The sequence below is a fragment of the Haloechinothrix halophila YIM 93223 genome, from assembly GCF_000504245.1.
GTDB classification, from domain to species: Bacteria; Actinomycetota; Actinomycetes; order Mycobacteriales; family Pseudonocardiaceae; genus Haloechinothrix_A; species Haloechinothrix_A halophila.
The window spans coordinates 4496353-4522813 of sequence record NZ_KI632509.1 but is presented as its reverse complement, the minus strand read 5'-3'; the positions used below and the strand labels follow the sequence as shown (position 1 = coordinate 4522813).

The 26461-nt window shown below is 67.8% G+C and carries 29 protein-coding genes; 18 read left to right on the top strand and 11 right to left on the bottom strand.

All coding sequences use genetic code 11. The features are described from left to right. Positions 1–4 precede the first annotated feature (4 nt). On the top strand, positions 5–1495 hold the full coding sequence (locus AMYHA_RS20560) for a flavin-containing monooxygenase (RefSeq protein ID WP_051400469.1): 1491 nt from the start codon (positions 5–7) through the stop codon (positions 1493–1495). Here AMYHA_RS20560 and AMYHA_RS20555 read toward each other — a convergent pair. After that, complete coding sequence (locus tag AMYHA_RS20555; protein WP_231104842.1) at positions 1471–2274, bottom strand: class I SAM-dependent methyltransferase; 804 nt, start codon at positions 2272–2274, stop codon at positions 1471–1473. The genes AMYHA_RS20560 and AMYHA_RS20555 overlap by 25 nt on opposite strands. Before the next feature lie 70 nt (positions 2275–2344). Here AMYHA_RS20555 and AMYHA_RS20550 point away from each other — a divergent pair, with 70 nt between their 5' ends. Continuing rightward, the gene (locus AMYHA_RS20550) at positions 2345–2911 is read left to right on the top strand and encodes a CGNR zinc finger domain-containing protein (protein WP_034273677.1); all 567 of its coding nucleotides are present in this window, start codon (positions 2345–2347) and stop codon (positions 2909–2911) included. Positions 2912–2990: 79 nt separating this feature from the next. On the opposite strand, the gene AMYHA_RS20545 is transcribed toward AMYHA_RS20550, so the two are convergent. Next, complete coding sequence (locus AMYHA_RS20545) at positions 2991–3308, bottom strand: DUF4873 domain-containing protein (RefSeq protein ID WP_034273675.1); 318 nt, start codon at positions 3306–3308, stop codon at positions 2991–2993. Next, on the bottom strand, positions 3305–4204 hold the full coding sequence (locus AMYHA_RS20540; protein ID WP_034273672.1) for an AurF N-oxygenase family protein: 900 nt from the start codon (positions 4202–4204) through the stop codon (positions 3305–3307). Before AMYHA_RS20540 ends, AMYHA_RS20545 begins: the two co-directional genes overlap by 4 nt. Positions 4205–4305: 101 nt before the next feature. Here AMYHA_RS20540 and AMYHA_RS20535 point away from each other — a divergent pair, with 101 nt between their 5' ends. The 5 genes from AMYHA_RS20535 (at position 4306) to AMYHA_RS20515 (ending at position 8577) form a co-directional block, all read left to right on the top strand. After that, positions 4306–5004, top strand: coding sequence for a TetR/AcrR family transcriptional regulator (locus tag AMYHA_RS20535; RefSeq protein WP_034278173.1), 699 nt, complete (start codon positions 4306–4308; stop codon positions 5002–5004). Between the two features lie 265 nt (positions 5005–5269). Next, positions 5270–5722, top strand: a complete 453-nt coding sequence (locus AMYHA_RS20530) for a helix-turn-helix domain-containing protein (RefSeq protein WP_231104841.1) — start codon at positions 5270–5272, stop codon at positions 5720–5722. Between the two features lie 4 nt (positions 5723–5726). Next, on the top strand, positions 5727–6260 hold the full coding sequence (locus AMYHA_RS20525) for a hypothetical protein (RefSeq protein ID WP_034273667.1): 534 nt from the start codon (positions 5727–5729) through the stop codon (positions 6258–6260). Next, positions 6257–7405, top strand: coding sequence for an MAB_1171c family putative transporter (locus AMYHA_RS20520; protein WP_034273664.1), 1149 nt, complete (start codon positions 6257–6259; stop codon positions 7403–7405). The genes AMYHA_RS20525 and AMYHA_RS20520 overlap by 4 nt, the downstream gene beginning before the upstream one ends. Next, the gene (locus AMYHA_RS20515) at positions 7402–8577 is read left to right on the top strand and encodes a cytochrome P450 family protein (protein WP_034273661.1); all 1176 of its coding nucleotides are present in this window, start codon (positions 7402–7404) and stop codon (positions 8575–8577) included. Before AMYHA_RS20520 ends, AMYHA_RS20515 begins: the two co-directional genes overlap by 4 nt. Before the next feature lie 2 nt (positions 8578–8579). Here AMYHA_RS20515 and AMYHA_RS20510 read toward each other — a convergent pair whose 3' ends face one another. Next, positions 8580–9575 carry a cytochrome d ubiquinol oxidase subunit II gene (locus tag AMYHA_RS20510; RefSeq protein ID WP_034273659.1) on the bottom strand — a complete coding sequence of 332 codons (996 nt, stop codon included), beginning with the start codon at positions 9573–9575 and terminating at the stop codon, positions 8580–8582. Between the two features lie 48 nt (positions 9576–9623). After that, positions 9624–10967 carry a cytochrome ubiquinol oxidase subunit I gene (locus AMYHA_RS20505; protein ID WP_051400128.1) on the bottom strand — a complete coding sequence of 448 codons (1344 nt, stop codon included), beginning with the start codon at positions 10965–10967 and terminating at the stop codon, positions 9624–9626. Between the two features lie 56 nt (positions 10968–11023). Between AMYHA_RS20505 and AMYHA_RS20500 the strand changes: the two genes are divergently transcribed. The 4 genes from AMYHA_RS20500 to AMYHA_RS20485 all read left to right on the top strand — a co-directional run bounded on the left by AMYHA_RS20500 (position 11024) and on the right by AMYHA_RS20485 (position 13241). Continuing rightward, positions 11024–11365, top strand: coding sequence for a BlaI/MecI/CopY family transcriptional regulator (locus AMYHA_RS20500; RefSeq protein ID WP_034273657.1), 342 nt, complete (start codon positions 11024–11026; stop codon positions 11363–11365). A gap of 17 nt (positions 11366–11382) precedes the next feature. After that, positions 11383–12267 carry a M56 family metallopeptidase gene (locus AMYHA_RS20495; protein ID WP_034273654.1) on the top strand — a complete coding sequence of 295 codons (885 nt, stop codon included), beginning with the start codon at positions 11383–11385 and terminating at the stop codon, positions 12265–12267. A gap of 270 nt (positions 12268–12537) precedes the next feature. Next, on the top strand, positions 12538–12834 hold the full coding sequence (locus tag AMYHA_RS20490; RefSeq protein WP_157362279.1) for a PASTA domain-containing protein: 297 nt from the start codon (positions 12538–12540) through the stop codon (positions 12832–12834). Between the two features lie 56 nt (positions 12835–12890). After that, positions 12891–13241 (top strand): TfoX/Sxy family protein, encoded by a 351-nt coding sequence (locus AMYHA_RS20485; protein ID WP_034273652.1) that lies wholly within the window; start codon positions 12891–12893, stop codon positions 13239–13241. Here the strand turns inward: AMYHA_RS20485 and AMYHA_RS20480 are convergent. Together AMYHA_RS20480 and AMYHA_RS20475 are read right to left on the bottom strand one after the other, a co-directional pair. Next, a complete protein-coding gene (locus AMYHA_RS20480) occupies positions 13238–13726 on the bottom strand; it encodes a SixA phosphatase family protein (protein ID WP_034273650.1) in 489 nt (162 codons plus the stop codon). The genes AMYHA_RS20485 and AMYHA_RS20480 overlap by 4 nt on opposite strands. After that, positions 13723–14691, bottom strand: coding sequence for a nucleoside hydrolase (locus tag AMYHA_RS20475; RefSeq protein WP_034278168.1), 969 nt, complete (start codon positions 14689–14691; stop codon positions 13723–13725). The genes AMYHA_RS20480 and AMYHA_RS20475 overlap by 4 nt, the downstream gene beginning before the upstream one ends. A 97-nt stretch (positions 14692–14788) precedes the next feature. On the opposite strand from AMYHA_RS20475, the gene AMYHA_RS20470 reads away from it, so the two are divergent. Both AMYHA_RS20470 and AMYHA_RS20465 read left to right on the top strand, forming a co-directional pair. After that, positions 14789–15673 carry an alpha/beta fold hydrolase gene (locus AMYHA_RS20470; protein ID WP_034273647.1) on the top strand — a complete coding sequence of 295 codons (885 nt, stop codon included), beginning with the start codon at positions 14789–14791 and terminating at the stop codon, positions 15671–15673. 22 nt (positions 15674–15695) lie between these two features. Then, positions 15696–16451, top strand: a complete 756-nt coding sequence (locus AMYHA_RS20465) for an acyltransferase (protein ID WP_034278166.1) — start codon at positions 15696–15698, stop codon at positions 16449–16451. Between the two features lie 71 nt (positions 16452–16522). On the opposite strand, the gene AMYHA_RS20460 is transcribed toward AMYHA_RS20465, so the two are convergent. Continuing rightward, entirely contained in the window at positions 16523–17950 is a 1428-nt protein-coding gene (locus AMYHA_RS20460) for a short-chain fatty acyl-CoA regulator family protein (protein ID WP_034278164.1), read from the bottom strand. Positions 17951–18217: 267 nt separating this feature from the next. On the opposite strand from AMYHA_RS20460, the gene aceA reads away from it, so the two are divergent. From aceA to AMYHA_RS20445, 3 genes are all read left to right on the top strand, one after another. Then, complete coding sequence (gene aceA / locus AMYHA_RS20455; RefSeq protein WP_034273644.1) at positions 18218–19504, top strand: isocitrate lyase; 1287 nt, start codon at positions 18218–18220, stop codon at positions 19502–19504. A gap of 115 nt (positions 19505–19619) precedes the next feature. Further along, the gene (gene aceB / locus AMYHA_RS20450; protein WP_034273642.1) at positions 19620–21227 is read left to right on the top strand and encodes a malate synthase A; all 1608 of its coding nucleotides are present in this window, start codon (positions 19620–19622) and stop codon (positions 21225–21227) included. Positions 21228–21461: 234 nt separating this feature from the next. Further along, the gene (locus tag AMYHA_RS20445; protein WP_231104840.1) at positions 21462–22055 is read left to right on the top strand and encodes an AAA family ATPase; all 594 of its coding nucleotides are present in this window, start codon (positions 21462–21464) and stop codon (positions 22053–22055) included. A gap of 71 nt (positions 22056–22126) precedes the next feature. Here the strand turns inward: AMYHA_RS20445 and AMYHA_RS20440 are convergent, their stop codons facing one another. Beyond that, entirely contained in the window at positions 22127–23383 is a 1257-nt protein-coding gene (locus AMYHA_RS20440; protein ID WP_034273639.1) for a glycosyltransferase family 4 protein, read from the bottom strand. Between the two features lie 149 nt (positions 23384–23532). On the opposite strand from AMYHA_RS20440, the gene AMYHA_RS20435 reads away from it, so the two are divergent. Both AMYHA_RS20435 and AMYHA_RS20430 read left to right on the top strand, forming a co-directional pair. Then, complete coding sequence (locus AMYHA_RS20435; protein ID WP_034273636.1) at positions 23533–23778, top strand: type II toxin-antitoxin system HicB family antitoxin; 246 nt, start codon at positions 23533–23535, stop codon at positions 23776–23778. Further along, the gene (locus AMYHA_RS20430) at positions 23775–24122 is read left to right on the top strand and encodes a type II toxin-antitoxin system PemK/MazF family toxin (protein WP_330760626.1); all 348 of its coding nucleotides are present in this window, start codon (positions 23775–23777) and stop codon (positions 24120–24122) included. The genes AMYHA_RS20435 and AMYHA_RS20430 overlap by 4 nt, the downstream gene beginning before the upstream one ends. 1 nt (position 24123) lies before the next feature. On the opposite strand, the gene AMYHA_RS20425 is transcribed toward AMYHA_RS20430, so the two are convergent. Beyond that, positions 24124–25638 carry a 1,4-alpha-glucan branching protein domain-containing protein gene (locus AMYHA_RS20425; RefSeq protein WP_034273630.1) on the bottom strand — a complete coding sequence of 505 codons (1515 nt, stop codon included), beginning with the start codon at positions 25636–25638 and terminating at the stop codon, positions 24124–24126. After that, positions 25635–26402 (bottom strand): class I SAM-dependent methyltransferase, encoded by a 768-nt coding sequence (locus tag AMYHA_RS20420; RefSeq protein ID WP_034278162.1) that lies wholly within the window; start codon positions 26400–26402, stop codon positions 25635–25637. The genes AMYHA_RS20425 and AMYHA_RS20420 overlap by 4 nt, the downstream gene beginning before the upstream one ends. Positions 26403–26461: the final 59 nt, after the last annotated feature.

Here is a 26461-nt window from a genome sequence, read left to right as displayed (position 1 = left end):
CAGCATGACAGATACCGTGCTCATCATCGGCGCCGGTTTCGCCGGTCTCGGCACCGCGATCCGCCTCAAACAAGCCGGAATCACCGACATCGTCATCCTGGAACGAGGCAGTCAGGTTGGCGGTACCTGGCGGGACAACACCTACCCCGGCGCCGCTTGTGACATCCCGTCGTTGATGTACTCGTTCTCCTTCGTGCCCAACCCCGACTGGAGCAGGGCCTACTCCGGCAGCGCCGAGATCCTGGCCTACATCGACTCCATGGTGGAGCGGTTCGATCTCCGTCCGCACATCCACTTCGGCGCCAACGTCATCGGATTGCACTACGACGACGAGTCCGCTACGTGGACCGCACACACCGAGGACGGTCGCGATTTCACCGGGCGGACGGCGGTCATGGCCGCCGGGCCGCTGGCGAATCCAGACTGGCCGGATATTCCCGGCATCGACGGTTTCACCGGAAAGACCATCCACAGTGCACGGTGGGACCACGACTACGACGTCACCGACAAGCGTGTCGGTGTGATCGGCACCGGCGCGAGTGCGGTACAGATCGTGCCGGAACTGGTCGAACGGGCCAGCAGCGTGAAGGTGTTTCAGCGGACGCCAGGGTGGGTGCTGCCCAAACCCAATCCGCCCCATCCGCACTGGCTCAATGCCGCGTTCCGGCGGCGTCCCGCCGTGCAGAGCGCGGCCCGCCAGGCGCTGTTCTGGCTGCACGAGGTGGTGGCACTCGGTGTGGTGTGGGATTCGGTTGCCACCACAGCCGTGCAAGGCATAGCTCGGGCGCATCTGCGGCTCACGGTCAAGGACAAGTGGTTGCGCCGCCAGCTCACCCCTGACTTCCGCATCGGCTGCAAGCGCATCCTGATGACCAGCGACTATTATCCGGCCCTGCAGCAGAACAACTGCAAGCTGATCACCTGGCCGATGTATGCGATCTCGCCCAACGGCATCCGCACGGCCGAGGGCGTTGAGCACGAACTCGACTGCATCGTCTTCGCCACGGGATTCGACGTGAGCAAGACCGGTACGCCATTTCCGATCACCGGTAGTGGTGGGCGCGTTCTCGGCGAGGAATGGGCCACTGGTGCGTACGCGTACAAGAGCGTCAACGTCGCCGGGTTTCCCAACTTGTTCTTCACGTTTGGCCCGAACTCCGGGCCCGGCCACAACTCCGTGCTTGTCTACAACGAGGCGCAGATCGACTACATCGTCAGCGCGATCCGGCTGATGCGTGCCGAAGGGGTGCGCGCTATCGACGTCCGCAAGGACAGGCAGGACGAGTTCAACCGCGATATCCAGCGGCGGCTCGAGTCCACAACCTGGAACTCGGGGTGCCAGAGCTGGTATCTCACCGAGGACGGCTTCAACGCCACCATGTATCCCGGTTTCGCCACCCAGTACGTCCGTCAGCTGTCCCGTGTGGACCTCGAGGATTACACGGTCGCTCTCACGACGTCGGACGGCGGCTACCGCACGGCGGCGAGCACGTGATCGTCGCCGACCTGCCACAGCGGTGACACGCTGCCGAAGCCGGCGTTTCGCAACAGATCGATGTGTTCGGCGAGGGTGACGCCGTTGTCGCCGTGGCTGTGCGAGTCGCCAGCGGGGGACGGCGTGTTGGGCGCGCTGAGCCGCTGCGCTCGGTCGCGAGCGACGTCGGTGAAGTGCTGATCGGCGAGGATGGTGTCCCACCAGGCGTGCCACTCCTCGTTGTCCCGCACGCCGACGCGCTGGGCTCTGCGATCGCGCAGCGTCCGAGCGAGCGTGTGCATCCGCTCGTCACCCAGTCCGAGGTGGTCGCCGTTGACGAAGACGCCGCCCGGCGCGATCAGGCTGCCGAGGGTGAGGTACAGCTCGGCAAGCTGATTGGGCGCGAGCCAGTGCAGCGCGGTGGTGGACACGGCGGCGTGGATGGTTGGTGGCAGCTGATCGTGCCATGCCGTCCCGCTGAGGTCGGCATCGATCCAATCCGCGACGTCGCCGTAGTGCGAGCGCGCCAGTGCGAGCAACAGCGGGTCCGAGTCGATGCCGATGATGCGGGCCGTGGGACGCCGTTCGTGGAGCCGCGCGGCAAGGGAGCCGGGTCCGCAGCCGAGGTCGACGATGACAGGTTCCGCTTCGTCCGCGAGCACGGTGTCAACGATGTCGCAGATGACGGCGAATCGTTCCTCGCGATCGGCGATGTAGCGCTCTTGTTGCGTGTCCCAGCGGCGCAGCCAGGTCGCGGCGACGTCGCTGGGTACGGTCGGTGCGTTGATCTGATAAGTCACGGTCCCCTCCGTCACTGTCATTATCGTATTGAGTAGTGACGAACTTACGGCGCTAGGAGTAACTGGTCAAGTGAATTTTGACAGTCACACAAGCGATGTGGTCGCGACCGCCGTCGCGGTGGTCAACCTGTTGGTGCCGGGCCACGCGCGCGGTCGCGAATACCGTGTGACTGATCCCCGTGACGAACTGCGGCGCCTGTTGAGCCCCCGCAGTTCCCGGCCTGGCCACGTGCCGACCGCGGCCGAGATCGACCAGTTGAGTGAGTACGCCGCGCGCCTCTACGCGGTATTCGCCGACGTCGACGCGGGGAATATGGACGACGCTTGTGAGCGCACCAACGCTGTGTTGTGGGAGACGCGCGCGGCGCCGGTGCTCGCCCGGCACGACAACGAGCCGTGGCACCTGCACTTTCACGCCATCGACGACGAGTGGGCGCGTAACTGCGCGGCGTCGATGGCGACCGGACTTGCCGTTGTGCTGGGCAACCCGGTGCACGACCGGCTCGGCGTGTGTACCGCGTCGGCGTGCGATCGAGTGTTCGTCGATACCTCCCGCAACGGCACGCGCCGGTTCTGCTCCACCGCCTGCCAGAACCGGGTCAAAGCCGCCGCGTTCCGGGAACGTAAGCGAGGCTGACAACGCCGACGCCTCGGTGGAGTGCTCATCGGTGAGCCAGGCCGGTCGGCTCTAGTGTCGCGAGGCGGCAGCCGTTCGATTAGACGTCGAGCGAGCCCTCGATGTCCTCGAGCGTCTCCAGCGGGAACGGCGGCGTGCCGACGCCGGTGACGCGCACGTGCCCCCACGGGTCGATCTCACCGAGCTTGGCGGGCGTCGGGTCGCCGTCAGGCAGTGTCACGGCTACGTCCGAGCGCCCCGACTCCTTGAGTGACCGCACCCGGGCATCGGTGTTGATCCGGCCGTACCAGTGGAACTTGCCGTCGAGCGGTTCCCGGTGACCGCCGAGCACCACGCTCACCGGAATGTGGGTGTCGCCGCAGGCCAGTGTGGCGGGGCCGCGGTAGTCCTCGCTCATGCCAGGAATCCCCACCGCCGCCACGACGCCTTGGTGTGCCTGCCCATCAGGCCGACGTCGTCGAGGAACTCGGCCAGGCTGGCGGCGCCGGTTTCGCGGGCTTGGCGGAAGTGCGGGTTGGCCATCGCCTCGCGCTTGGCTTCGCGGGCGTCGAGCCCGGCGCGCCGGTACATGTGCCGGTTGGTGAACATGTCGGCGAACAGCGGTGCGGCGATCGCCGTCAACGTCTGGGTGTAGCGGCGCTCCCACGCGGGCAGGGTGCCAGCGTCGCGGGCGATGGCTTCCCGTGCGAAGCGGATGTGGCGGGCCTCCTCGGTGACGTGGATCCGCATCAGCCGTGCGACCAGCGGCTGCAGGTCAGGGTTGGCCATGATGCGGCGTTGCAGCGCATCGAAGATCTCCTCGCCGAGCAGCGCCCCGGTCCACACCATCGACCTGCGCAGGAAGAACGGCAACGCCTTGACGAACAGCGCGTCGAGACCCTTCGGCCAGTACGGCTTGGCGCCGACCCGGTCGATCACCCTGCCGAACATCACCATGTGCCTGCATTCGTCGCCCATCTCGGTCAGCGTGTAGTGGGCGTGCTTGCTGGTTGGGTCCTCGTCGATCAGATCCCGCAACAGCATCCGGTTCAGGATGTTCTCGAACCAGATGCCGACGCTGAGAACGTTCGCCAACTCCTGGCGGGAGAGTTCCTGGCGTTGCTGGTGTGTCATCCGCTGCCACATCGGCGTGCCGTAGAGCGACAGCACCTCGGCCGGCAGGAAGAACTTGTCCGGATCGAGTGGCGCGTCCCAGTCCATGTCGACGTCTGGGTCGTAGGACCGCTTCACTGAGCCGCCGAGTAACCGCTGCGCGACCTTCTCGCGCGGGTCGCTGCCGACCGTGTTCGCCATGACCGAGCTCCCTTGCTCGCAAGTATCTATTACTTCGTGTCACACCTACATTAAGTGAGACATCGTGTATCAGGCAAGTGGGTGGCGGTATCGTTCTCGACGTGTCACGAGTGACCGAACGCCACGCCGCCGACGGCAGAAGTAGCCGGTGGGATGAACACAACGCGCGGCGCAGGCTGGACGTGCTCGACGCGGCGATCGAGGCGATCGAGCGGCACGGCGTCGGCGTGACGGTGAAGCAGATCGCCGACCGGCTGGGGTTGCCGAGGCCGGTGGTGTACCGCCATTTCAACGGGCGCACGGACCTCGACGAGCAGATCAGGGCTCGCATCCTCGAGATGTTGCTGGCGGAGCTGGAGCCAGCGCTGCACCCGGGCGGCACGGTCGCCGAAGCCGTCCGGCACGCCGTGGGCACCTACCTCAGCTGGGTCGAGCGGCATCCGCGGTTGCATCACTTTCTCGGCACCGGGCGGCACCACGAACGCGCCACCGGATCGTCGGTGGTCAGCGGAGCGCGCGATGCCATCGCGGCGCAGCTGGCGGCCCTGTTCACCGAAGCGCTCGCCCATTTCGGGAAGGACACGTCCTTCGCGAGGCCGATGGCGTTCGGGGTGATCGGCCTGGTGGACGGGGTGGTCAATGCTTGGCGAAGCGACCCGGCCTCCGTCGTGGCTCCGGCGGAGGTCAGCAGCAGGCTGGCCGACTCGATCCTCGCGTTGATCGAGAGCAATGCTCGCGCGCTTGGCATACCCATCCACGCGGACGCCCCGGTCCAGGAGTTGCTGCGGGGTATGGCGTGAGAATCGAGTACCGAAAGCTGTCGCTACGGGCCGTGTTGCGGAGCCGCCGCACGTCTTCGGCACCCCACGCCGAGAATCGTGCGACAGCCCCGCCTGCGGCTGGTCCCGTGATCCCTGGCGATACCCAGTTCACGGCACACCCCCAGTAATAACTGACATAACTGGCAGTTAGCGCAGGGTCCGGATAATAGCGGGGTGTTGCCACGCTTTGTCAACTGATGGTTACCGTGCCACACTTATTCGGCCTTATCGACGCAGGGAGATCGTGGGGGTTGCGATGTCGGACGGCGATGGCGCACGGCTTGCTGCCCGTCTGGATCGGTTGTTCCGGGTTAGCCGTCCCCAAGGCAAGCAATGGTCCAACGCCAAGGTCGCCGAGGGGATCAAGCAACTCGATCCTGATCTGCGAGTCAGCGGGGCATACCTGTCGATGTTGCGCACCGGCAAGCGCACCAGCCCGTCGACGGATCTGCTTGTCGCACTCGCACGGTTCTTCGGCGTGAGCACCAGCTACTTCTTCGATGACGACGATGGTCACGGTGAGCGGGTGCGTCGGCAGTTGGAGCAGTTGGACACCTTGCGCAAGCACGGCGTGGTCGGGATCGCACAGCGCGCCGTCGGGCTGCAGCAGGACAACATCGAGTTCATCACCGCCGTGCTGGATCAGGTCCGCCGCCAGCAGGGCTTGCCCCCGATTGATGACGAGACGGAGGCCTAAGGCGATGGCGGTGTCCAGGCGCTCGGAACTGCGCCGGGTGCGGCGCGAGTGCGCCGCGCTGCTCGCCGAACTCCGACTGCCTGACTGCGAGGATCTGCCGGCACTGATCCGGTACCTGTCCGATGCGAGGGGACGGCCGCTGCGTGTCGTGCCAGTCTCGCTGATGGCTTCGCAACCATGCGGCGTATGGGTCGCCGCGACCGATGCCGATTGGATCTTCTACGACGCCGACACCACTCGAGCGCACCAGGAGCACATCATTCTTCACGAGATCGGACACATGATCTGCTGCCACCGTGGGAGCGGTCAGCTCGACGAAGACACCGCATCGGCGTTCTTTCCCGACATCGACCCGCAACTCGTACGCGACATGGTCGCCCGCACCACCTACAGCGACGAGCAGGAGCAGCAGGCCGAGGTGATGGCTTTCCTGCTCGCGGAGCGGCTGCGTAACCCCGGAGCGTCGACGTCTTGTGGTGACGTCGCCGGCCGTATCGCCCGGTCCCTCAACCATTCGTCCCATCCCGAATCGCGATGAACGCCATCCTGTACCCGCTATGCGCCGCGGTCGCATGGATTGGGCTGCTGTTCAAGATCCCTGCCTTGCTCGGTCGCGACCGTGGGCATGCGGCCGCCGCGGTCGGGTGCTTCTACTTGTTCATGGGGCTGACCTTCACCATCAGCGATCCGAGGGTGTGGGCGATGATCGGCAGCGCGAGCGGTGTGCCGAACCTGGCGCTGGTGCTGTCCCAGGGATGCGTTATCGGCGTGGCCGCCAGCCAGCTCGCGGCGCTGACCTTCTGGGAGGACGTACCTGAGCGGGCCACGCGGCGGGTGCGCGGGCAGGTGATCGCGTTCGGCGGGGTGCTTGTCGCTATGGTCGTGCTGTTCACACTGGCTGACCTGACCGAGGAAGACACCACAACGGCAGCGATGCGGTTCGCGGGCGAGGGTCTGTACTCCGTCTACCTGATGTTGTATGTCACCGCGTTCGCCGTAGCCGAGTACTTCATCGCTGTGCGGTGCTTCCAGTACGCCCGAGTGGTCGACGGCAGATGGTTGCGGCGCGGTCTGCGGCTGGCCGCGACAGGCGCTGTCGGCGGTCTCGTCTACTGCGCGGTGCGGTACGCGGATGTCGTCGCCAAGCTGGTTGACCTCGATCCGCAGCGGTGGGAGTTCCTTGCCCGGCTCGGCGCGGGCGTCGGTGGCATCCTCGCGCTGGTCGGCTGGAGCGTGCCCGGCTGGGCGCCACAGGTCAGGGCCGTCCGCGAGCGGCTGCGGCGCTACCGTGCCTACCGGGACCTCTACCCGTTGTGGCGAGCCTTGCTCAGCGCCAACCCTGACCTGGCGCTCGAGCCGAACGCGGGGCGGCGCGCGGTCCGTGACCTCGACTTCCGGCTGCACCGGAGAGTAATCGAGATCAGGGACGGGATTCGCTGGTTGCGGCCGTACCACAGCGCGGACGTCGCTGACGCCGGTGATGCCGGAGCCGACGACGCCAGGCGCGCCCACGCCGAAGCCGTCACCATCGCCACGGCGCTCGCCGCACGGGCGAAGGCGACGGTACCGGCATCGCCATCACCAACCGTCGCCGTACCGGACCCCGCGAACGACGGATCCCGCGAGGAGACCGCGTGGCTGGTGCGCGTGGCCCGAGCCTTCGCAACCCTGGAGACATCATGAGCGAGCTGTTCGACTCGGCGTTCCATGCCGATCCGTATCCCACGTACGCGCGGTTGCGTGCCGAGGGCGGGGCACACCACGTGTCGCTGCCGGATGGGTCGAAGGCATGGCTGATCACCCGCTACGACGACGTCCGTGCCGGACTGGCAGACGAGCGGCTCTCCCTGAACCGGAAGAACGCGCGCGGGGGTTACCAGGGCTACTCGCTACCGCCCGCACTCGATGAGAACCTGCTCAACATGGATCCGCCGGATCACACCCGGCTGCGCTCGCTCATCGCCAGTGCCTTCACACCGAAGCGGGTGGCCGCGCTAGCCCCGCGGGTTGAAGCGGCGGCCGCTGAGCTGCTGGACGCCGTCGCGCCCGGCGAGACCGTCGATCTGATCGCCACCGTCGCCGCGCCGCTTCCGGTGCGGGTCATCGGTGACTTGTTCGGCGTTCCGCCCGCCGAGCGCTCGCGGTTCCGCACGTGGACGACCACGTTGCTCGCCCCGAGCCCAGGTCAGGCTCCGACGGCCGCGCGCGACGCCGTCGGAGACATGCATCGCTATCTGCTCGACCTGGTGGCTCGTAAGCGCGCCGAACCGGCAGACGACTTGCTTTCGGAGCTGATCGCGGTCCGCGACGCCGGTGACCGGCTCAGCGAGGACGAGCTGGTATCGCTGGTGTTCCTTGGCCTGTGGGCCGGCTACGAGAACGTGGTCAACCTGATCGGCAACGGCATGCGAGCGTTGCTGACCCACCCCGAACAGTATGCCGAGCTTCGGGCCGACGAGACCCTGCTACCCAGCGCCATCGAGGAACTCACTCGCTACGACCAGCCATTGCAGTTCGCTATCCGCCGGTTTCCGCTCACCGACGTCGACATCGCTGGCGTGACGATCTCAGCGGGGGAGACCGTCCTGCTGGGGATCGCCTCAGCCAACCACGACGGAGATGTCTTCGCCGACCCCGATGAGCTGCGGCTGCGCAGGGCCCCGAACCCGCATCTCAGTTACGGGCACGGCATCCACCGCAGCTTCGGGTCGCGGCTCAGCCAATTGGAGACCTCGGTGACGGTATCCGCGCTGCTGCGGCGCGGCTGCACCCTCGCGGTCGCCGCCGAGGATCTGCGCTGGCAGCCGTCGTTCCGCAACCGCGGCCTCACCGAACTGCCGGTCACGTTCCACTGATATCAGCCGACGCCCGTAACGGCATCCGTACGATCTACCGGTGCTCGCAGCACCCGGATCATGAACACGTAGCTCGGGATCACCACCAGCAGTCCGACGATCAGCACGCCCGCGATCAGTCCGGCGGTGGCCGATGGCGCGGGGGACAGCGCCGCCTCGCCGGGAAGTACCCACGGGTACAACGCCAGCGCCCAGCCGGTCAGCAGTCCGGCCGGTGCGCCCGCGGCCGCTACCCGCGCCAGCAGGAACTGGCCACGCCGCATCAGCTCCAGTGCGAGCGCACCGCTGAGGACACTCACCGCGACGGCAAGCCATGGCAGTCGGTCGAGGAACCCCTTTGGCAGCAAGGGAAGTGCCAGCAACGCCAGCGCTCCAGCGGCCAGCCCGCTCGCCAGCGCGCGCGTGCGTAGCTTCGCCACCAGGTCCGGCTCGCCCGCCCGATCGGCGTCGGTGGTGAGGTACACGGCCGCGATGAACCCGCATGCTGCGACGGCGAGCAGTCCGGCGATCAACGGCAACGGCGCCAGGAACGGCGCGAGAAACCCCGCCGAGCCGTCCGCGCGCAACGCGCCGGTGGTGATCCCGCCCGCCGCCGCGCCGAACGCGAACGGTGTGATCAACGACGACACCGCGAACACCCGGCCCCACAGCGCGGTTCCGCGCACCGGCGGTCCGCCGTGCGGCGCGCCGTACTGCCGGAACGCGAACGCCGCGCCGCGCAGCACGATACCGAGCAGCGCGATCGACAGTGGCCCGGTCAGCGAGCGGGACAGTGTCGCGAATCCGCCTGGGAACCCGGAGAACAGCGCGATCAGCACGAAGATCAGCCACACGTGGTTGGCCTCCCAGACCGGCCCCATCGCACGCACGACGAGGTCGCGTTGCCGCCGGTCGCGGCTGAGGTCCCACAGGCCCGCGCCGAAGTCCGCCCCGCCGAGCACGGTATAGGCGGTCAGTCCGGCCAGCACCAGCAGCGCCAAGATGTCCGATGTGGTCATGCCGCGCTCCTTAGCTATGTCTCACACGCCGACGGGCTTGCTCCGCGCTCAGTGCCACTGGTCGCTGAAGGCGCGGTGCCGGTCGCGCGTTTCTGGCGTGCGGTCCGGTGCTGGATGCGGTCCCGCCGCGATGCGGCGCAGGATCGCCACCAGCGCCACGGACAGCGCGAGGTAGACGACGATGGTCACGTAGAAGTACGTCTCGAGGCCGGTCTGGCTGGTCAGCGCCTCGGGTGTGCGCATGACCTGGTAGACGATCCACGGCTGCCTGCCGACCTCGGTGACGATCCAGCCCGCCAACAGCGCCACGAACGGTGCCGGGCCGGCGGCCGCCATGGCGATGAGCAGCCCGCGCCGGTCGGTGACGTGCGCGCCACGCCGGTGGTCGCGGTACCACGCCCATGCCGCGTACGCGCCGAGGGCGATCAGCGCGACGCCGATGCCGATCATCACCTGAAAGGCCAGATGGGTGATCGCCACCGGCGGCCGGTCGGCGGGCGGCACGACGTCCAGCCCGGTGATGCGGGCATTCGGGTCGAACGTCAGCAGCAGTGACAGCAGGTTCGGAATCTCCCATGGTCCGATGGAGAACGGCGCGCCGTCCGTGGTGTGCTCCAGTCCCTCCATCGCGGCGAACTTCGCGGGCTGGTACTCGGCCACGACCCGCGACGCCCAGTCGCCGACCAGGGCCTGCGGTACCGCGAGGCCGAGTCCCATGACAGCCCCGGCGGCGAACCCGCGTCGGTGGTAGCCGTCCCGCTTGGCCGGGTCGCGCAGCATCGCCACCGCGTATACCGCCGCCACCGCCAGCCCGGTGCACAGGAACGCCGCGAGCACCATGTGCACCACCTGCGGCCCCGTCGTCGGCGCGAGGAACGGGCCGAGCGGTTCGGTCGACACCAGTTCGCCGTCCGGACCCTCGACGAGCCCGACGGGGCCGTTCATCCAGGCGTTCGCCGTGGTCACGAACAACGCCGAGGCAACCCCGGACACCGCTACCGGGATGCCGCACAGCAGGTGCGCGCGGGGACTGAGCCGGTCCCAGCCGTACAGGTAGAGCGCGAGGAAGATCGCTTCCAGGAAGAACGCGAACGACTCCAGCGTGAACGAGATCCCGAACGCCGAGCCGAATCGCGCCATGAACTCCGGCCACAGCAGTCCGAACTCGACCGACAGCACCGTGCCGGAGACCGCGCCAACCGCGAACAACACCGCGACCGCCTTCGACCAGCGTCGCGCCAGCGCCGTCCAGCGGCCGTCGCCGGTGCGGAAGCCGCGCCACTCCGCCCACAGCATCAGCCACGGCATCCCCACGCCGAGTACCGCGAAGATGATGTGGAACCCGAGCGAGAACGCCATCTGCTCCCTGGCGGCGGTCAGATCATCCAGCATGACGTCACCATACTTCTACACGCTGTAGAACTTCTACGTGATGTAGAATAACTTGCGTGCCGCCATTGGGAGATCTAGAACGCGCGATCATGGACGCGCTGTGGGCCGCGCCCGAGCCGATGACCGCCCGTGAGGTGCAGGACGCGCTCGCCGAGCGGGACCTGGCCACGACCACGGTGTTGACCGTGCTGGGACGTCTTGAGCGCAAGGGGCTGCTCGCTCGTGCGAAGGACGGTCGCGCGCACCGCTACCGGCCGACCGCCAGCCGCGAGGATCACATCGCCGAGCTGATGCGCGACGTTCTGGATGCCGCGCCTGACCGCGGTGCCGCGCTGGCGAGCTTCCTCGGTTCGGTGCCGCCCGACGACCGCTCGACGCTGCGCGACCTGCTGGACTGAGCCGGCATGAGTTCACCATGAGCACTGCCTGGCCGATCCTGCTCGCGCTCGGGATCGCCCTGGCCGAGCCAGTCAGCCGCTGGCTCGCCGCCGCGGCGTGGACCGAGCGTGACCCGGTCGGCGCGTTGATGCTGTGGCAGGCGATCGGTTTGGCGGGCGGGTTGTCGCTGCTCGGTGCGGGTGTCACGTTCGGCATCGCGCCGCTCGGCGACGGCCTGCTGGCCGCAGGACGCGCGATCCTGGCCGGGCAGTTCCACGACCTCGGCCCGCTGCACGATGTCGTCCTCGCGGTCACGTTAGTGGTCGCCGCGTGGTTGCTTGGCGTGCTTGGGCTGATTTCCACCCGCACGTTGCGGGCGCGGCGCAAACACCGCGACCTGCTGGACGTTCTCGCGACGCCATGGCCATCGGCGTCCGGGGCACACGTGCTGGACCACCCGGTCCCGGTGGCGTACTGCCTGCCAGGACCCCGGTCCCGCCTCGTCGTCAGCGCCGGTGCGGTGACGACGCTCGCGCAGTCCGAATTGGACGCCGTGCTCGCGCACGAACGCGCGCACCTGCGCGAACGGCACGACCTCGTGGTGTTGCCGTTCGTCGCCTGGGGCGCGACCGCACGTCGCGTGCCGGGAATGGTCGCCGCGCAGCGAGCGGTCGCGCGATTGATCGAGATGCGCGCCGACGACGTCGCGGCGGCCGAGGCCGGCCCTGCTGAGCTGGCGGGGGCGCTGCGATCGGTCGCTGGCGGTGCGGAGTCCGCCGCGCTGACGCGATTCTCGGCGTCGATGGGGGAGCGGTTGACGCGAATCGAGTCCCCACCGCGACCCCTGCCGCGCGCGGCCCGGTTCGCCGTGCGGCTCGCGGCCGTGGCGCTGGTCGTGGTGCCGACGGTGCTGCTGTTGTGAGTCCGCTGCTCGACGGGCATGTCATCCGTTCGGCCCTGAAGATGGGCACAGCCAGGCGACGCGCACCATCCTGCCGCGATGGGACGCTGTCGGTGAGGTCGGCTGAACGCGACGTTTCGGTGGATCTGCCATGTGCGTGTCGGGAGGGGAACCATAGTGTTGAAGTCGCTGGTCGCCGTTGCGTTCGCCGCGGTCCTGGCGGGTGGTCTCTCGGCGTGCGGCACACCCACCGGCCCGACCGATTCCCCGACTGTCTCGTCAACTCCACATGTGGACGTGACGTCGGAGGCTGAGCCGGAGACGACGGCACCAGCTGCCGTGAAGATGCCAGCTGTCAAGGGAACGAACCTGAAGGTCAGCGTCCACAAGTTGGAGAAGCGAGGATTCACCGACATCGTGCCCCTGCCGGTCGACGGCCATGCGTTCGCCGCCAACTACGCGAACTGGCGGATCGTCGGTCAGGATCCCGCCGCCGGCAAGCGCGTGCGCACGGACATCGAAATCACGTTGAAGGTCGCCAAGACCGACGAAGCCGAGAACAGCTTCTGCCTCGACAACGACTGCTAGGCCGCCCAGGGCCTGAGCTGGGTCGAAATTGTCGGTGTCCGATGGATACTTGGTCCATGGCTTATGACCACGAACTAGCCGACCGTATCCGCGAATTGGTGGCCGGCACGGAAGGCGTGACCGAGCAGCGGATGTTCGGCGGCCTGGCGTTTCTCATCAACGGGAACATGTCGGTGGCCGCGAGCGGGCAGGGTGGCCTGCTGGTCAGGATGAGTCCCGACAATGCCGCTGACTTGGTCGATGACGAGCGGGTACGACCCATGGTGATGCGTGGGCGTGAGATGCGGGGGTGGCTCAAGGTCGATACCGCGGCCATCAAGTCCGAGCGCCAGCTCGGCGACTGGGTGAATCGTGGCGTTGCCTATGCGCGTTCGCTGCCTGCCAAGGACAAGAGCACGCGTCGCTAAAGCTCACCTCGGGGCTTCGCCACCTCCGCCAGCTCCACCGGCACGCTCCCCGCGTTGGCCCAGTCGCCGGACCAGGTCAGCACCGCGATGCCTGACGTGCTGAGCTCGTGCTGCTGACCGGTCAGTGCCGTCACCAGCTGGGACACCCCGGGGTTGTGCCCGATCAGCACCGCCGTACTCGCCGCCTCGTCGATGTCCTGCACGACGGCGAGCAGGTCGCCGGGCGAGCCGTCGTAGATCCGCTCGTCGTAGCGGGTTTGCGGGGTCGCTGCCAGTTCGCCTGCCGCCAGAATCCAGGTCTGCCGGGCGCGGGCCGCCGGGGAGCACACCGCGACGTCGATGCGCCGAAGGTTCTCGGCCAACCAGCGGCCGGCAGCGGGCGCGTCGCGCTCGCCACGTTCGGCCAGCGGTCGTTCGAGGTCGGTTACGCCCTCCGGCCATGCAGCCTTCGCGTGTCGCAGGATCGCTAGTCGCCGGTCCGTCATGCTTCCATCTTCTCCTCGATTCCCTCGAGAAGCACTGCGCGCAGCCGAGCAATGTCGGTGTCCATGGCGACGTCGACCCGGCCAGCCTCATCGAGGGCCACGGTGTCGTCGATCTGCTCGCGCCTGCGGCGGTCGGCGATCACAGCCCCGCGTGACGGCCCGAATGAGCACTCGATGTCCAGTGGCAGGGACTCCGTGACCAGGGTGCCCGGCGTGATGGCTTCGACGATGGCCACCGCGTCGTGCACCACCATCCCCGGCCAGCCGAGCGCTCGGGTGTAGTGCCGGACGTACTCCGGCGTGAGTGCCCGCAGCGCCTCGCCCACCCGGCCGGACGTGGCCAGCAGCTCCAGCCAATCCGTGTCGACCGCGCAGCGGTAGGTCAGGTCCATCGGCACCAGCACGCACGGGACGTCTTCGGTGACCAGCACCCGGCGGGCGGCTTCCGGGTCGCTCCAGACGTTGAACTCGGCCCGCGCGGTGACGTTGCCACCCTCGAGCGCGCCACCCATGATCACCAGGCGCTCGATCTTCGGCTTGAGGTGTGGATACGCGGCAAGCAACACGGCGATATTGGTCAGCGGGCCGATCGGCGAGATCGTCACCGGCTCCTCGGCCTGTTCCAGCAGCGACGCCATGAGCCCCACCGCGCCATCCGCTACGGCATCGCGAGACGGTTCGGGTAGCACGTCAGCGTGTCCGGACAAGCCGTCGTCGCCGTGCGCGGTGCTGTCCTGGCGTGCCTGCGGGTGCACCAGTGGCATGGCAGCGCCCGCGGCGACCGGGACGTCGTCCCGCCCGCACATCTCGAGGATGCGCAGCGCGTTGCGGGTGGTCTTCGCCAATGGGACGTTGCCGAACACCGTGGTCACGCCAAGCAGATCGGTGCTGGGGCTCAGCGCCGCGATGGCGATCGCGATGGCGTCGTCGACGCCAGGGTCGGTGTCGATGATCAGGCGCGTCATGCCCGCGATCCTGCCATTGCCCCAGTCGGGTTCGCTGGCATGCCCATCGGTCGGCACCGGAGCAGAATGGACAAATCGTCGAGGTAAGGAGTGCATCATGGCTGAGCGGCCAAGCTGGGTGGACGACGACCTCTTCCCGTTCGAGAGCCACTTCGCCGAGGTGGCGGGCGCGCGGGTGCACTACATCGACGAAGGCGAAGGCCCGGTCTTCCTCGGTCTGCACGGGAACCCGACCTGGTCGTTCCTGTACCGGCACATCGTGACCGGACTCAAGGACCGGTTCCGCTGCATCGCGCTGGACTACCCGGGTTTCGGGCTCTCCACCGCACCCGACGGCTACGCCTACACGGTCGCTGAGCACGCACGGGTGGTGCGGGAGTTCATCCGGCAGCTCGACCTGCGCGACGTCACGCTCATGGTGCAGGACTGGGGCGGGCCGATCGGGTTCTGGGTCGCGACCCATGAGCCGGACCGGTTCCGGGCGTTCGTCATCGGCAACACCTGGGCCTGGCCGGTGCGCGACGACCGCAGCATCGCCACGTTCTCCAAACTGCTCGGCAGCGGCATCCCCGGCGGCGTGCTCGTCAAACACGCCGACGTCTTCACCAGCGTCTTCCTGAAAGCCGGCATCAGACGTAAGAAGCTCACCCCGGCTGAGCACGCCATGTACAAGGCGCCGCATCCCACGCCGGAGTCGCGGGTGCCGGTGCACGTCATGCCGCACGAGATCCTGGCAGCGACCGACCTGCTCGCCGAGGTCGAGGCCGGGCTCGCTTCGCTACGGGACAAGCCCGCGCTGCTGGTGTGGGCGGACAAGGACCAGGCATTCAAGGAACGTCACCGCGAGCGCTGGGAGCAGGCGTTCCCGAACCACACGACGAGGATCCTGCGCGGCGCGTCGCACTACATCCAGGAGGACGCGCCCGAGGAGATCGTCGCCGCGATCACCGACTGGTGGCCGGGTGACGCTCGCAGCGGCTGAGCGTGTCGGTTACCGTGCAGCCGTGACGTCGATGTGGGGTTCACCGGTTTTCGACCGAGTTCAGGCGTGGCGGAAGACCCGTAACGATCCGCGCCAGGCGAAGTTCCTGACCAGGGACTCGCTGCGCTGGGTGTTGCGCAATCGAGCGTTTACGCCCTGGTACTTGGTGCGGTACTGGCGGCTGCTCAAGTTCCGCCTCACGAACCCGCACGTGATCCTGCGCGGCATGGTGTTCCTCGGCAAGGACGTCGAGTTGCACGCCCGCGCCGGGTACGGGCGGCTGGAGATCGGCCGCTGGGTGCACATCGGTGACGGCAACGCCATCCGCTGCCACGAGGGATCACTGCGCATCGGCGACAAAACCGTGTTCGGGCGGCAGAACGTCATCAACTGCTACCTCGACATCGAGATGGGCGCCGCGACGCTGGTGGCCGACTGGGTCTACATCTGCGACTTCGATCACGTCACGACCGACATCAACCTGCCGATCAAGGACCAGGGCATCATCAAGGCCCCGGTGCGTATCGGCCCGGACACCTGGATCTGCACCAAGGTCACCGTCACCAAGGGCACCCGGGTCGGGCGCGGCGCCGTGCTCGGCGCGCATGCCGTGGTCAAGGGCGACGTGCCGGACTACGCCGTCGCCGGGGGCATCCCCGCGAAGGTGCTCAGGGACAGGCAGGACGCTTACGAGGCCGACCGAGCCCGCAGGGAGGCCGTCGCCGACATGGCGCGCAAGGCCAACGCCGCGCTGCGGCAGACCCTCGACGAGCACTGACGTCGCTTAGGGCGAAGCTGTAGGCGTTGTGGCCGTGATAGCGACCACAACGCCTCAAGATCCACAAGGAATTAGTCGTCCTTGGGCACCGCCGGGTACGGCACGAACGTCGACGTGTTCTCGTCCACGGTGAGCTGCTTGCCGATCGTCGGGAACGCCCGCTGCGGGCATGCCTGCCGTTCGCAGACTTTACAACCCATGCCGATCGGCGTTGCCGCCGATGAGTCGTCCAGGTCGAGCCCGGTGGAGTACACCAGCCTGCGGGCGTGCCGCAGTTCGCAGCCGAGTCCGACCGAGAAGATCTTGCCTGGTTTGCCGTAGCCACCGATGTTGCGTGACACGGTTCGGGCCACCCAGAAGTACTTCTTGCCGTCCGGCATCTCGGCCACCTGGGTGAGAATCTTGCCCGGCGAGGCGAACGCCTCGTAGATGTTCCACAGCGGGCAGGAACCGCCAACCCGGGAGAAGTGGAACCCTGCCGCCGACTGCCGTTTGGACATGTTGCCCGCCCGGTCGACCCGCACGAACGAGAACGGCACGCCGCGCTGCTTCGGCCGCTGCAACGTCGATAGCCGGTGGCAGACCGTCTCGAAGCCGACGCCGAAGTGGTCGCACAGCCGCTCGATGTCGTAGCGATAGCGCTCGGCCGTCGTGTGGAACGCGGTGTACGGCAGGATCAGCGCGCCCGCGAAGTAGTTCGCCAGCCCGACCCGCGCCAGCGACCGAGCTGCCGAACCGGAGAACGCCCAGGAGTCGGCCAGCTCGTTGATCAGCTCGGAGTACTCGAGCAGCGCGATCTGCGATGCCATCCGGAACGCCTGCTGGCCTACTCGCAGGCTGGGCGCCATGCGCAGCACCTTCGCGTCCTGCTCGTAGCGGTGCTGCTCGCCGGTCGACTCGTCGATGCCCTCCGTGGTGGCGATGACGCCGTAGACATCGGCGAGCTTCTCCCGCAGCGCGTTGCGCAGATCGCCGCGGCGCAGGTTCATGTCCAGCGACATCCGCTCGGCGCGTTCGTCCAGTTCGGCGACGTAGTTCTCCCGCTCGTAGAAGAAGTCGCGGACCTCTTCGTGCGGCAGGGGAGCGGCGGTGCTGCCGTGGGTGCCTCTGCCGTCCTCTGTGACCAGCGCGGCGGTGTTCTCCACCGCGTCGCGGTATCGCCGATGCAGCTTGACCAGGGCGGTTGCCACGTTCGGCAGGTTCGTGGCGAGGTCGTTCAACTCCCCGGAGCTGACATCGGTGTCGACCGACTCGTCCAGCAGCGCTTCACGGACGTCCGCGACGAGCCGGGCGGTGTCGTTGCTCGCGAAGAACTCGGCGTCGACCCCGAATGCTTGCGTGATGCGCAACAGCACCGGGACTGTGAGCGGCCTCGCATTATGTTCGATCTGGTTCAGGTAGCTCGGTGAGATCTCCAACACTCTTGCGAGATCCGCTTGACTCATCTGACGGCTCTCGCGGAGGTGTCGAAGCTTCGCCCCGGCGAAGGTTTTCTCCATGAAGGGCCTCTCTACCCGCAGTTTCTTCAGGTTAATCCCGCGTTTCGCCGTCGTTTTGATCAGTGTCGCCACGGCGATCTTCGCAGCCTTTACAAGATGCTACCGATCGTTCACATAAATTTGCAAATTCGCTTGGTGGCGCGATTTTTGCTGCTTGTGCAATGGTCTTGGCAAGCAGATGCGGGATAGCAACCTTTGCAACCTTTGAGCTTGGTCCGCGTCTGCGCACCTCGCGCCAAGCTCGCAGACACGAACACTGGAGACCGGATGACCGACACGACCAAGTCGCGTGAGCAGGCCGCCGCCGAGCTCGCCAAGGAGTGGGAGACCAACCCGCGCTGGAAGGGCATCGACCGCTCGTACACCGCGGAAGACGTCGTCAAGCTGCGCGGCAGCGTGATCGAGGAGAACACGCTTGCTCGCCGTGGTGCCGAGAAGCTGTGGGACCTGCTCCACACCGAGGACTACGTGCACGCGCTTGGTGCGCTGACCGGTGGCCAGGCTGTGCAGCAGGTGCGCGCGGGCTTGAAGGCCATCTACCTGTCCGGCTGGCAGGTCGCCGCCGACGCCAACTTGGCTGGCCAGACCTACCCGGACCAGAGCCTCTACCCGGCCAATTCGGTCCCGGCTGTCGTGCGCCGCATCAACAACGCGCTCGGCCGTGCTGACCAGATCAACTACGCCGAGGGCAACACCGACATCGACTGGTACGCGCCGATCGTCGCCGACGCCGAGGCTGGCTTCGGTGGCCCGCTCAACGCGTTCGAGCTGATGAAGGGCATGATCGCCGCGGGTGCCGCCGGTGTGCACTGGGAGGACCAGCTCGCGTCGGAGAAGAAGTGCGGCCACCTCGGTGGCAAGGTGCTTGTCCCGACCAAGCAGCACGTCCGCACGCTGAACGCCGCCCGGCTCGCGTCCGACGTCTCCGACGTGCCGTCCATCGTGATCGCGCGTACCGACGCCGAGGCCGCCACGCTGATGACCAGCGACGTCGACGAGCGCGACGAGAAGTTCCTCACCGGTGAGCGCACCTCGGAGGGCTTCTACAAGGTCCGCAACGGCATCGAGCCCTGCATCGAGCGTGCGAAGGCCTACGCGCCGTACTCCGACCTGATCTGGATGGAGACCGGCACGCCGGACCTCGAGGTGGCTCGCCAGTTCGCCGAGGCCGTCAAGGCCGAGTTCCCGGACCAGATGCTGGCCTACAACTGCTCGCCGTCGTTCAACTGGCGGAAGAACCTGGACGATGCGACCATCGCGAAGTTCCAGCGCGAGCTGGGCCACATGGGCTACAAGTTCCAGTTCATCACGCTGGCCGGCTTCCACGCGCTCAACTACTCGATGTTCGACCTGGCCTACGGCTACGCCCGCGAGGGCATGACCGCCTACGTCGACCTGCAGGATCGCGAGTTCGCGTCGGAGGAGCGCGGCTTCACCGCCGTCAAGCACCAGCGTGAGGCGGGCACCGGCTGGTTCGACCTCGTGTCGACCGCGATCAACCCGGAGAGCTCCACCACCGCGCTGACTGGCTCCACCGAGGAAGCGCAGTTCTGATCAATCCCCTCAGGGTCGTGAGTGGCTATCAGGGTTAGAACTCTGATAGCCACTCACGACCCGACCCCACCACCTTCACTCCAGCGTCCGCAGTGTCTGACTCGAAGGGACGATCATGGCCACCAGCTTGGGTTACCGAATCGCGGTCTCACCGTCGACGTCCGAACGCTCGGACGAGATCCTCACCCCGGCGGCGCTGGAGTTCGTAGCGCGGCTCGACAACGAGTTCGCCGGTCGCCGCCGGGAACTGCTCGACGAGCGGCGGGTCCGCAAGGACGAGCTGAACAGCGGTGAGCGCCAGCTCGACTTCCTGCCCGAGACCGCGCACATCCGTGACGACGATTCCTGGCGCGTCGCCGGTGCCGCCGCTGGTCTTGCGGACCGGCGGGTGGAGATCACCGGTCCGACCGACCGCAAGATGACGGTCAACGCGCTGAACTCCGGCGCGAAGGTGTGGCTCGCCGACTTTGAGGACGCCACCTCGCCGACCTGGGCGAACATCGTCGACGGGCAGGTCAACCTCTACGACGCCATCGGCGGCGACATCGACTTCACCACCGACGCGGGCAAGCGCTACGCCATCGGCGACGACCCGGCGACCATCGTCGTCCGGCCGCGCGGCTGGCACCTGGTCGAGAAGCACGTCCGCATCGACGGCCGCCCCGTGTCGGCGGCGCTGTTCGATTTCGGCATCTACTTCTTCCACAACGCCAAGCGGCTGATCGACGCCGGTGTCGGACCGTACTTCTACCTGCCGAAGCTGGAGAGTCACGAGGAAGCGCGGCTGTGGAACGACGTCTTCCTGCTGGCGCAGGAGCTGCTCGGCATCCCGCGGGGCACCATCCGCGCGACGGTGCTGATCGAGACCATCACCGCCGCGTTCGAGATGGACGAGATCCTCTACGAGCTGCGTGAGCACGCCGCCGGTCTGAACGCGGGTCGCTGGGACTACATCTTCAGCGTCATCAAGAACTTCGCCAAGCAGGGCGCCGATTTCGTGCTGCCGAATCGGGCCGAGGTCACCATGACGGTGCCATTCATGCGCGCCTACACCGAGCTGCTGGTGCGCACCTGTCACCGGCGGGGCGCACACGCGATCGGCGGCATGGCGGCGTTCATCCCGAGCAAGGACCCGGACGCCAACGCGCTGGCCTTCGAGAAGGTGCGGCAGGACAAGGAGCGCGAGGCCGGTGACGGCTTCGACGGTTCCTGGGTCGCCCACCCCGGTCTCGCTCCGGTGTGCCGCGAGGTCTTCGACGGCGTGCTTGGCGGCAAGCCGAACCAGCTCGACCGGCTGCGCGAGGATGTCTCCGTGGGCGCGGAGGACCTGCTCAATGTCGCCAGCGCTGGCGGCGACGTCACCGAGGAGGGGCTGCGTGCCAACCTCAACGTCGCGCTGCGTTACGTCGATTCGTGGCTGCGTGGCACGGGAGCCGCGGCGATCTCGAACTTGATGGAGGACGCCGCGACCGCCGAGATCGCGCGCTGCCAGGTGTGGCAGTGGATCTACAACGGCACCAAGCTCTCCGACGGCACCGCGATCACCACCGAGCTGGTGACCGAGCTGCTTGACGAGGAGCTGGCGACGGTGTCGGCCGATCTTGGTGGCGCCAGTGGCACGCTCGGCGACGCACGGCAGATCGTCGTCGAGACGGCGCTGGGGGAGAAGCTGCCGAGCTTCTTCACCACCAGCGCCTACGCCCGGTACCTCACCACGACGTAACCGCCCGCGTCGTGTCCTGCACTCACGACGCCGTGTCCGACACTCAGAACGCTGTGTTCGGCATTTGCGACGTTGTGTGGCACGGTTGCGATACCCAAAGACGTCCCTCCCGCTCGCGTCGGTGATCACCCGCCACCGACGCGAGGGGAGGGATTTTCTCGTCGCGGGAACTGTTCGTGATCATGTCACGTTCTTGCCGATATGGCCGCACCGTCGACGACCACACCGGGTCCCGTGTCCGATTGGGACATCGCACTTGGAGCGGACGATCTCGTCATCGTGGCGGGGATTCCCGGCGCGGGTAAAAGTACCGTGCTGCACAATCTGGACAACCATGCCAGCGCCGTCATTCTCGACTCGGAGCACGTCGCGCATCGGCTCGCCGCCCTCCTGCCGTCGTGGTTGCCATACCGGTGGTACCGCCCGCTCGTCCACCTCGCGCACCGGTGGCGCATCTGGCTGGTGGCGCTGCGAGCGTGCGGACCGGTCGTGGCGCACATTCCCGCCACCCGCCGACGCACCAGGGTCCTGTTGCTCTGCATCGGGGTATGCGCTCGCCGCACCCGGCGGATGCTCTGGCTGGATGTCGATCCCGCGGACGCGTGGCGTGGGCAGGTGGAGCGTGGCAGGGTGAGCTCGCCGCGCTCCTTCGCACGCCACGTGCGTGACGCGCGAACGGTCCGGTGCGCGCTGGCCGCCGGGCGGGGGCTGCCTGGCTGGCACTCGGCCCGGCTGCTGCCCAGACCCGAGTGCGGCACCCGGCTCGTGTTACGCCCCGCCGATGCGCCCCGTGCGCAGCACGCCACGTCGTCCGCCGGTCCGGGCTGAGCGGTTGATCATGAGGCAATGCGGTTGCTATGACTACCCAAACGCCTCATGATCGTCGGCGTTGGCGGGCGCTACGCGTCGACGTCGAAGACGTTGCCAGTGGGGATCTTCGGCCGCGCCATGTCACGCGGTCCCGATGGCCGGGCGCGGCGGTAGACCTCGACGGTCTCCTCGGCGATGGTGGCCCAGTTGAACGAGCCCGCCAGCCGGGCAGCGGCGGCCTCCGCGCGGCGGGTGGCGGTGTCCCGGTCGTCGAGCACGGTGCCGACGGCCGTCGCCAGCGCGTCGACGTCGCCGGGTGCGAATGCCAGCCCGGTCTTGCCGTCCAGCACGACCTCGCCGAGCCCGCCTGCCGTGGACGCGACCAGCGGCGCCTGCGCCGCCGCCGCCTCAAGCGCGACGATGCCGAACGGTTCATAGCGGCTGGGCAACACCACGGCGTCCGCCGCGGACAGCACCGCGCACAGGTCGCGGTCGGACAGGTGCCCGGTGAAGTCCACCGCGCGCCGGATACGCAGCTTGCGTGCCTGTTCGATCAGCGGGTCCAGGTGCCTGCCCTTGCCAGCCACGACCAGCCGGGTGCCGGGGTGGCGCTGGCGGATGCGGGGGAGTGCGGCGAGCAGGTCCTGCACGCCTTTCTCGTACTCCAGCCGACCGAAGTACAGCAGTAGTGGCGCGTCGGCGCCGTGCCGCTGCCGCGCCTCGGTGATCTCCGCGTCGCTGACCCGCCAGCCGCGCTCCTCGATGCCGTTGTGGATCACGTGGATCGCGGCGGCGTCGACGTCGAACAGGTGTGCCACCTCGGTCCGCATCGCCACCGAGCAGGTGATCAGTTCGTCCGCGCGCTGCGTCAGCCACCACTCGACCGAGTGCACCTGCTGGTTCAGCGGGTGCGACAGCCAGCCGGAGTGCCTGCCCGCCTCGGTAGCGTGCACCGTGCCGACCAACGGCACTCCCGCGGCCTCGCTCAGCGCGATCGCGGGGTGGGTGACCAGCCAGTCGTGCGCGTGGACGACGTCCGGCTGCCACTGCCGCAGCAGCTCGGTGCCCGCCCGCACCATGGCGTGTCCCATCGCCAGCGTCCACGCCACGAGGTCACGCTCGAAGGTGACATGCATTGGGTCTTCGGCCACCCGGATGACCCGGACGCCGTCGACGACGCGATCAGTGGTGGGGTGGGTCTGCCCATCGGTGCCCGCGACATGCCTGCACAGCACGACGACGTCGTGGCCGCCGGCGGCGAGATGCCGGGCCAGCGCGTGCACGTGCCGGGACAGCCCACCGACAACCACGGGCGGGTATTCCCACGACATCATCAGCACGCGCATAGACGTCGATCCTCCCATCCGGTGAAAACACCCCTGCGCACGGCCCGGTCCTGTCTACCCGTGAGTAGGACGACGCGCCGGAGGGGTGACTCAGAGTCGCCGGGTGTCTGGCGTTGCCGCTCTGGTTATACCGAGTTATACTCGACGTCGTGAAGACAGCGATTTCGGTACCTGACACGACGTTCGAGCGGGTGGAGGAGTATGCCGCTCACTCGGGTATGAGCCGCTCGGAGTTCTACACCAAGGCGGCGCAGCGTTACCTCGATGAACTGGAGTCAGCGGAGCTTTCCGAGAAGATCAACGAGGCGATCGCGATCGTGGGCGAGGACGACTCGAACGATGCCGCAGCGGCTGCGGGACGTCGGAGTATCGCCGCGTTGTCGGGTGACTGGTGATCCGGCGAGGGGGCGTGTATTGGGTCGATCTCGGCGATACGGTCGGAAGTCGTCCTGCCAAGCACCGTCCCGTGCTGCTTGTCCAAGCTGACTCCTACAACGACAGCAAACTGGCGACCGCGTTGGCCGCCGTGCTGACGTCAAACACCGCGTTGTCGGCGATGCCGGGCAACGTCTTCGTGCCCTCGGTGGCCAGTGGCTTGCCGAAGGATTCCGTGGTCAACATCACGGCGCTCGTGACCGTCAACAAAGCCGACCTCGATGGACCGGTGGGGCGGTTGCCGATGAGCCTCATGGAACAAGTCGATCGTGGACTGCGGCAGGTCTTCGGCCTGAGCCAGTGACTCAGAGTCGCCGGGCGTCGAGCTGGCCGAACGGGTAGTCCCGCGCCCGCAACGCAGCGGCGCGGGCGGTCGCGGCCGGGTCGCCCGCGCGCAACAGCCGCGCCAACTCACCGAACCGCGCGTGGTGCTCGTGCGCCCGGCCGCGCGCGTAGTCGGCGGCGGAGTCCTTGGTGACCATGAACGCCCAGTCGCTGGACAGCGCCAGCAGCGCCTCCCGCGCCAACTGGTCGCGTGCGGCCGAGCGCACCCGCGTTGGCGTATCGTCGAGGGTGTCCAGCAGTTCCCGCTGCAGCGCGGCGTTGTCGGCGACCATGTCGGACACCTGCTCGCCGTCCCACACCCGCCAGTCCTTGCCCGAGCCCCAGGACGACGCGGGCAGGTCGTAGCGAGGCCCGAGGTGGCCCGCTTCCAGCGCGCCCCGCAGCGTCGTGACCCGCACCCCGGCCTCCGGTAGCGCTCGCAGCACGCCTTCCAACCACGCGGGGCCCTCGTGCCACCAGTGCCCGTACAGCTCGGTGTCGTACGCCGCGACGACGAGCGCCTCCCTGCCGTGCTGCGCGCGCAACGACCGCAATCGCTCCACCACGGTGTCGACGAAGTCCTTCACGTGGGTGCGCAGGGTCTGTTGCGCCAGCTCGGGATCGTAGGGCGCCTTGTCACGCGGCTCGATGTGCTTGCCGGTCACCCGTGACGGCTTGATACCGACATCGTGGTCCCAGGTGTGGAAGTCGCGGTAGTGCGCGTGGCCGGGATAGCCCGCCTTGGGCGACCACACCCGGTAGGTGACCTCCAGGTCTCTGCCGAAGCACACGACGTCTGAGTCACCGACGGTGCGGGCCGCCGAGGTATCGCCGCGCAGCGCGGGGCCGTCTACCAGGAACCGCCGCACGCCCGCCGCCGCATAGTGTCGTTCCATGCCGGGCGCGTAGCCGCACTCCGGCGCCCAAATCCCCTCGGGCGTCGTTCCGATACGCAGCGCGGTGTCCGCGAGGCCCTCCCGCAGCGCGAAGTCGGTCACCCTCGGCTCAAGCAGCGGCTGGAACGGATGGGTCAGCGGCCCGCCAAGCAACTCGATGACGTCATCGTCCACCAGCGAGCGCAGCAGCGGGGAGAAGCCGTGCCGCCAGCGTGTCTCGAATGTCTCGACGGCCTCCGAGGCCTGCCGATGCTCGGCGGCGGCGAGTTCGCGGAGCACCGGGCCGCGGTCGTGCCACAGGCCGGCGGCGTGTTCGGAGCGCAGTTGCCAGTGGCCGAGCCAATCGTGGAACGCCCGCAGCGTGTATGGGTCGTCGAGCTGCGCGGCGAGTACTGGCGTGACCCCGAGGGTGAGGACGTCGCGCTTGCCCTCGTCGGCGAACCGGCGCAGCAGATCGACAACCGGCAGGTAGGAGTGCGCCCATGCTTGGTAGAGCCATTCCTCGCCGACCGGCCACGACCCGTGGTGTGGCAGCCAGGGCAGGTGGCTGTGCAGGACGAGGCAGAAGGTGCCTTCGTGGTCGCCGTCGTTACCGCTCATGGCCGCACCGCGACCGCGACGAGATCGAGGCTGACGTCGAGGTCATCGCCGGTGATGTCGAAGTCATCGGGCCGGATGGCATCGATGTCAGCCAGTAGCTGCTCCGGCCACGGCGCGGTACCCGGCAGATGCCCCATGACGACGTTGAGCTGCGCGTCGATGATCGACCCGCCATATCGTTCGTCCAGCGCGCGCACGCCAGCGCCGTGGTGTAGCCCGTGCAGCAGTTCGACGTCGAAGCCCGCGTCGCGCAACAGGTCCGCCAGTTCGTCCGGCGCCAGCTCACGGGTGTGATACGGGTTCAACGGGGTGTCGGAATCCGGGGTGAAGGTGAGCCGGTTCGGGGTGGTGCACAGCAGCCTGCCGCCCGGCCGCAGTACCCGGAAGCACTCCGCGAGGAAGCCGTCCTGGTCCCACAGGTGCTCGATGACCTGGAAGTTCGCCACGACGTCGATCGCGCCGTCCGCGACAGGCAGGTACGCGAGATTGCCGCGCGCGACGTCGACCTGCGGATACCGAGCGGCGATGTGCTCGGTCGACGGCGTGTCGTAGTCCAGCGCGAGCACCCTGGCGGCGGTCTCGGCGATCAACCCGGCGCCGTAGCCCTCACCGCAGCCCGCCTCCAGCACCCGCGCGTCCGCGCAGTACGGCAGCAACGCGTGATAGGCGGCCTCGTGCCTGCGGAACCAGTAGTTCTCCTCAGGGACGCCGGGCGCGGTGCGTTCGCCCGTCAGGTGCAGCGCTGCTGCGCGGCTTGTCGGCACGGTACTCACACCGGCGAGGTTAACGTGCGGGTAGGAAGTGCCCGGCACCTGGCACTATG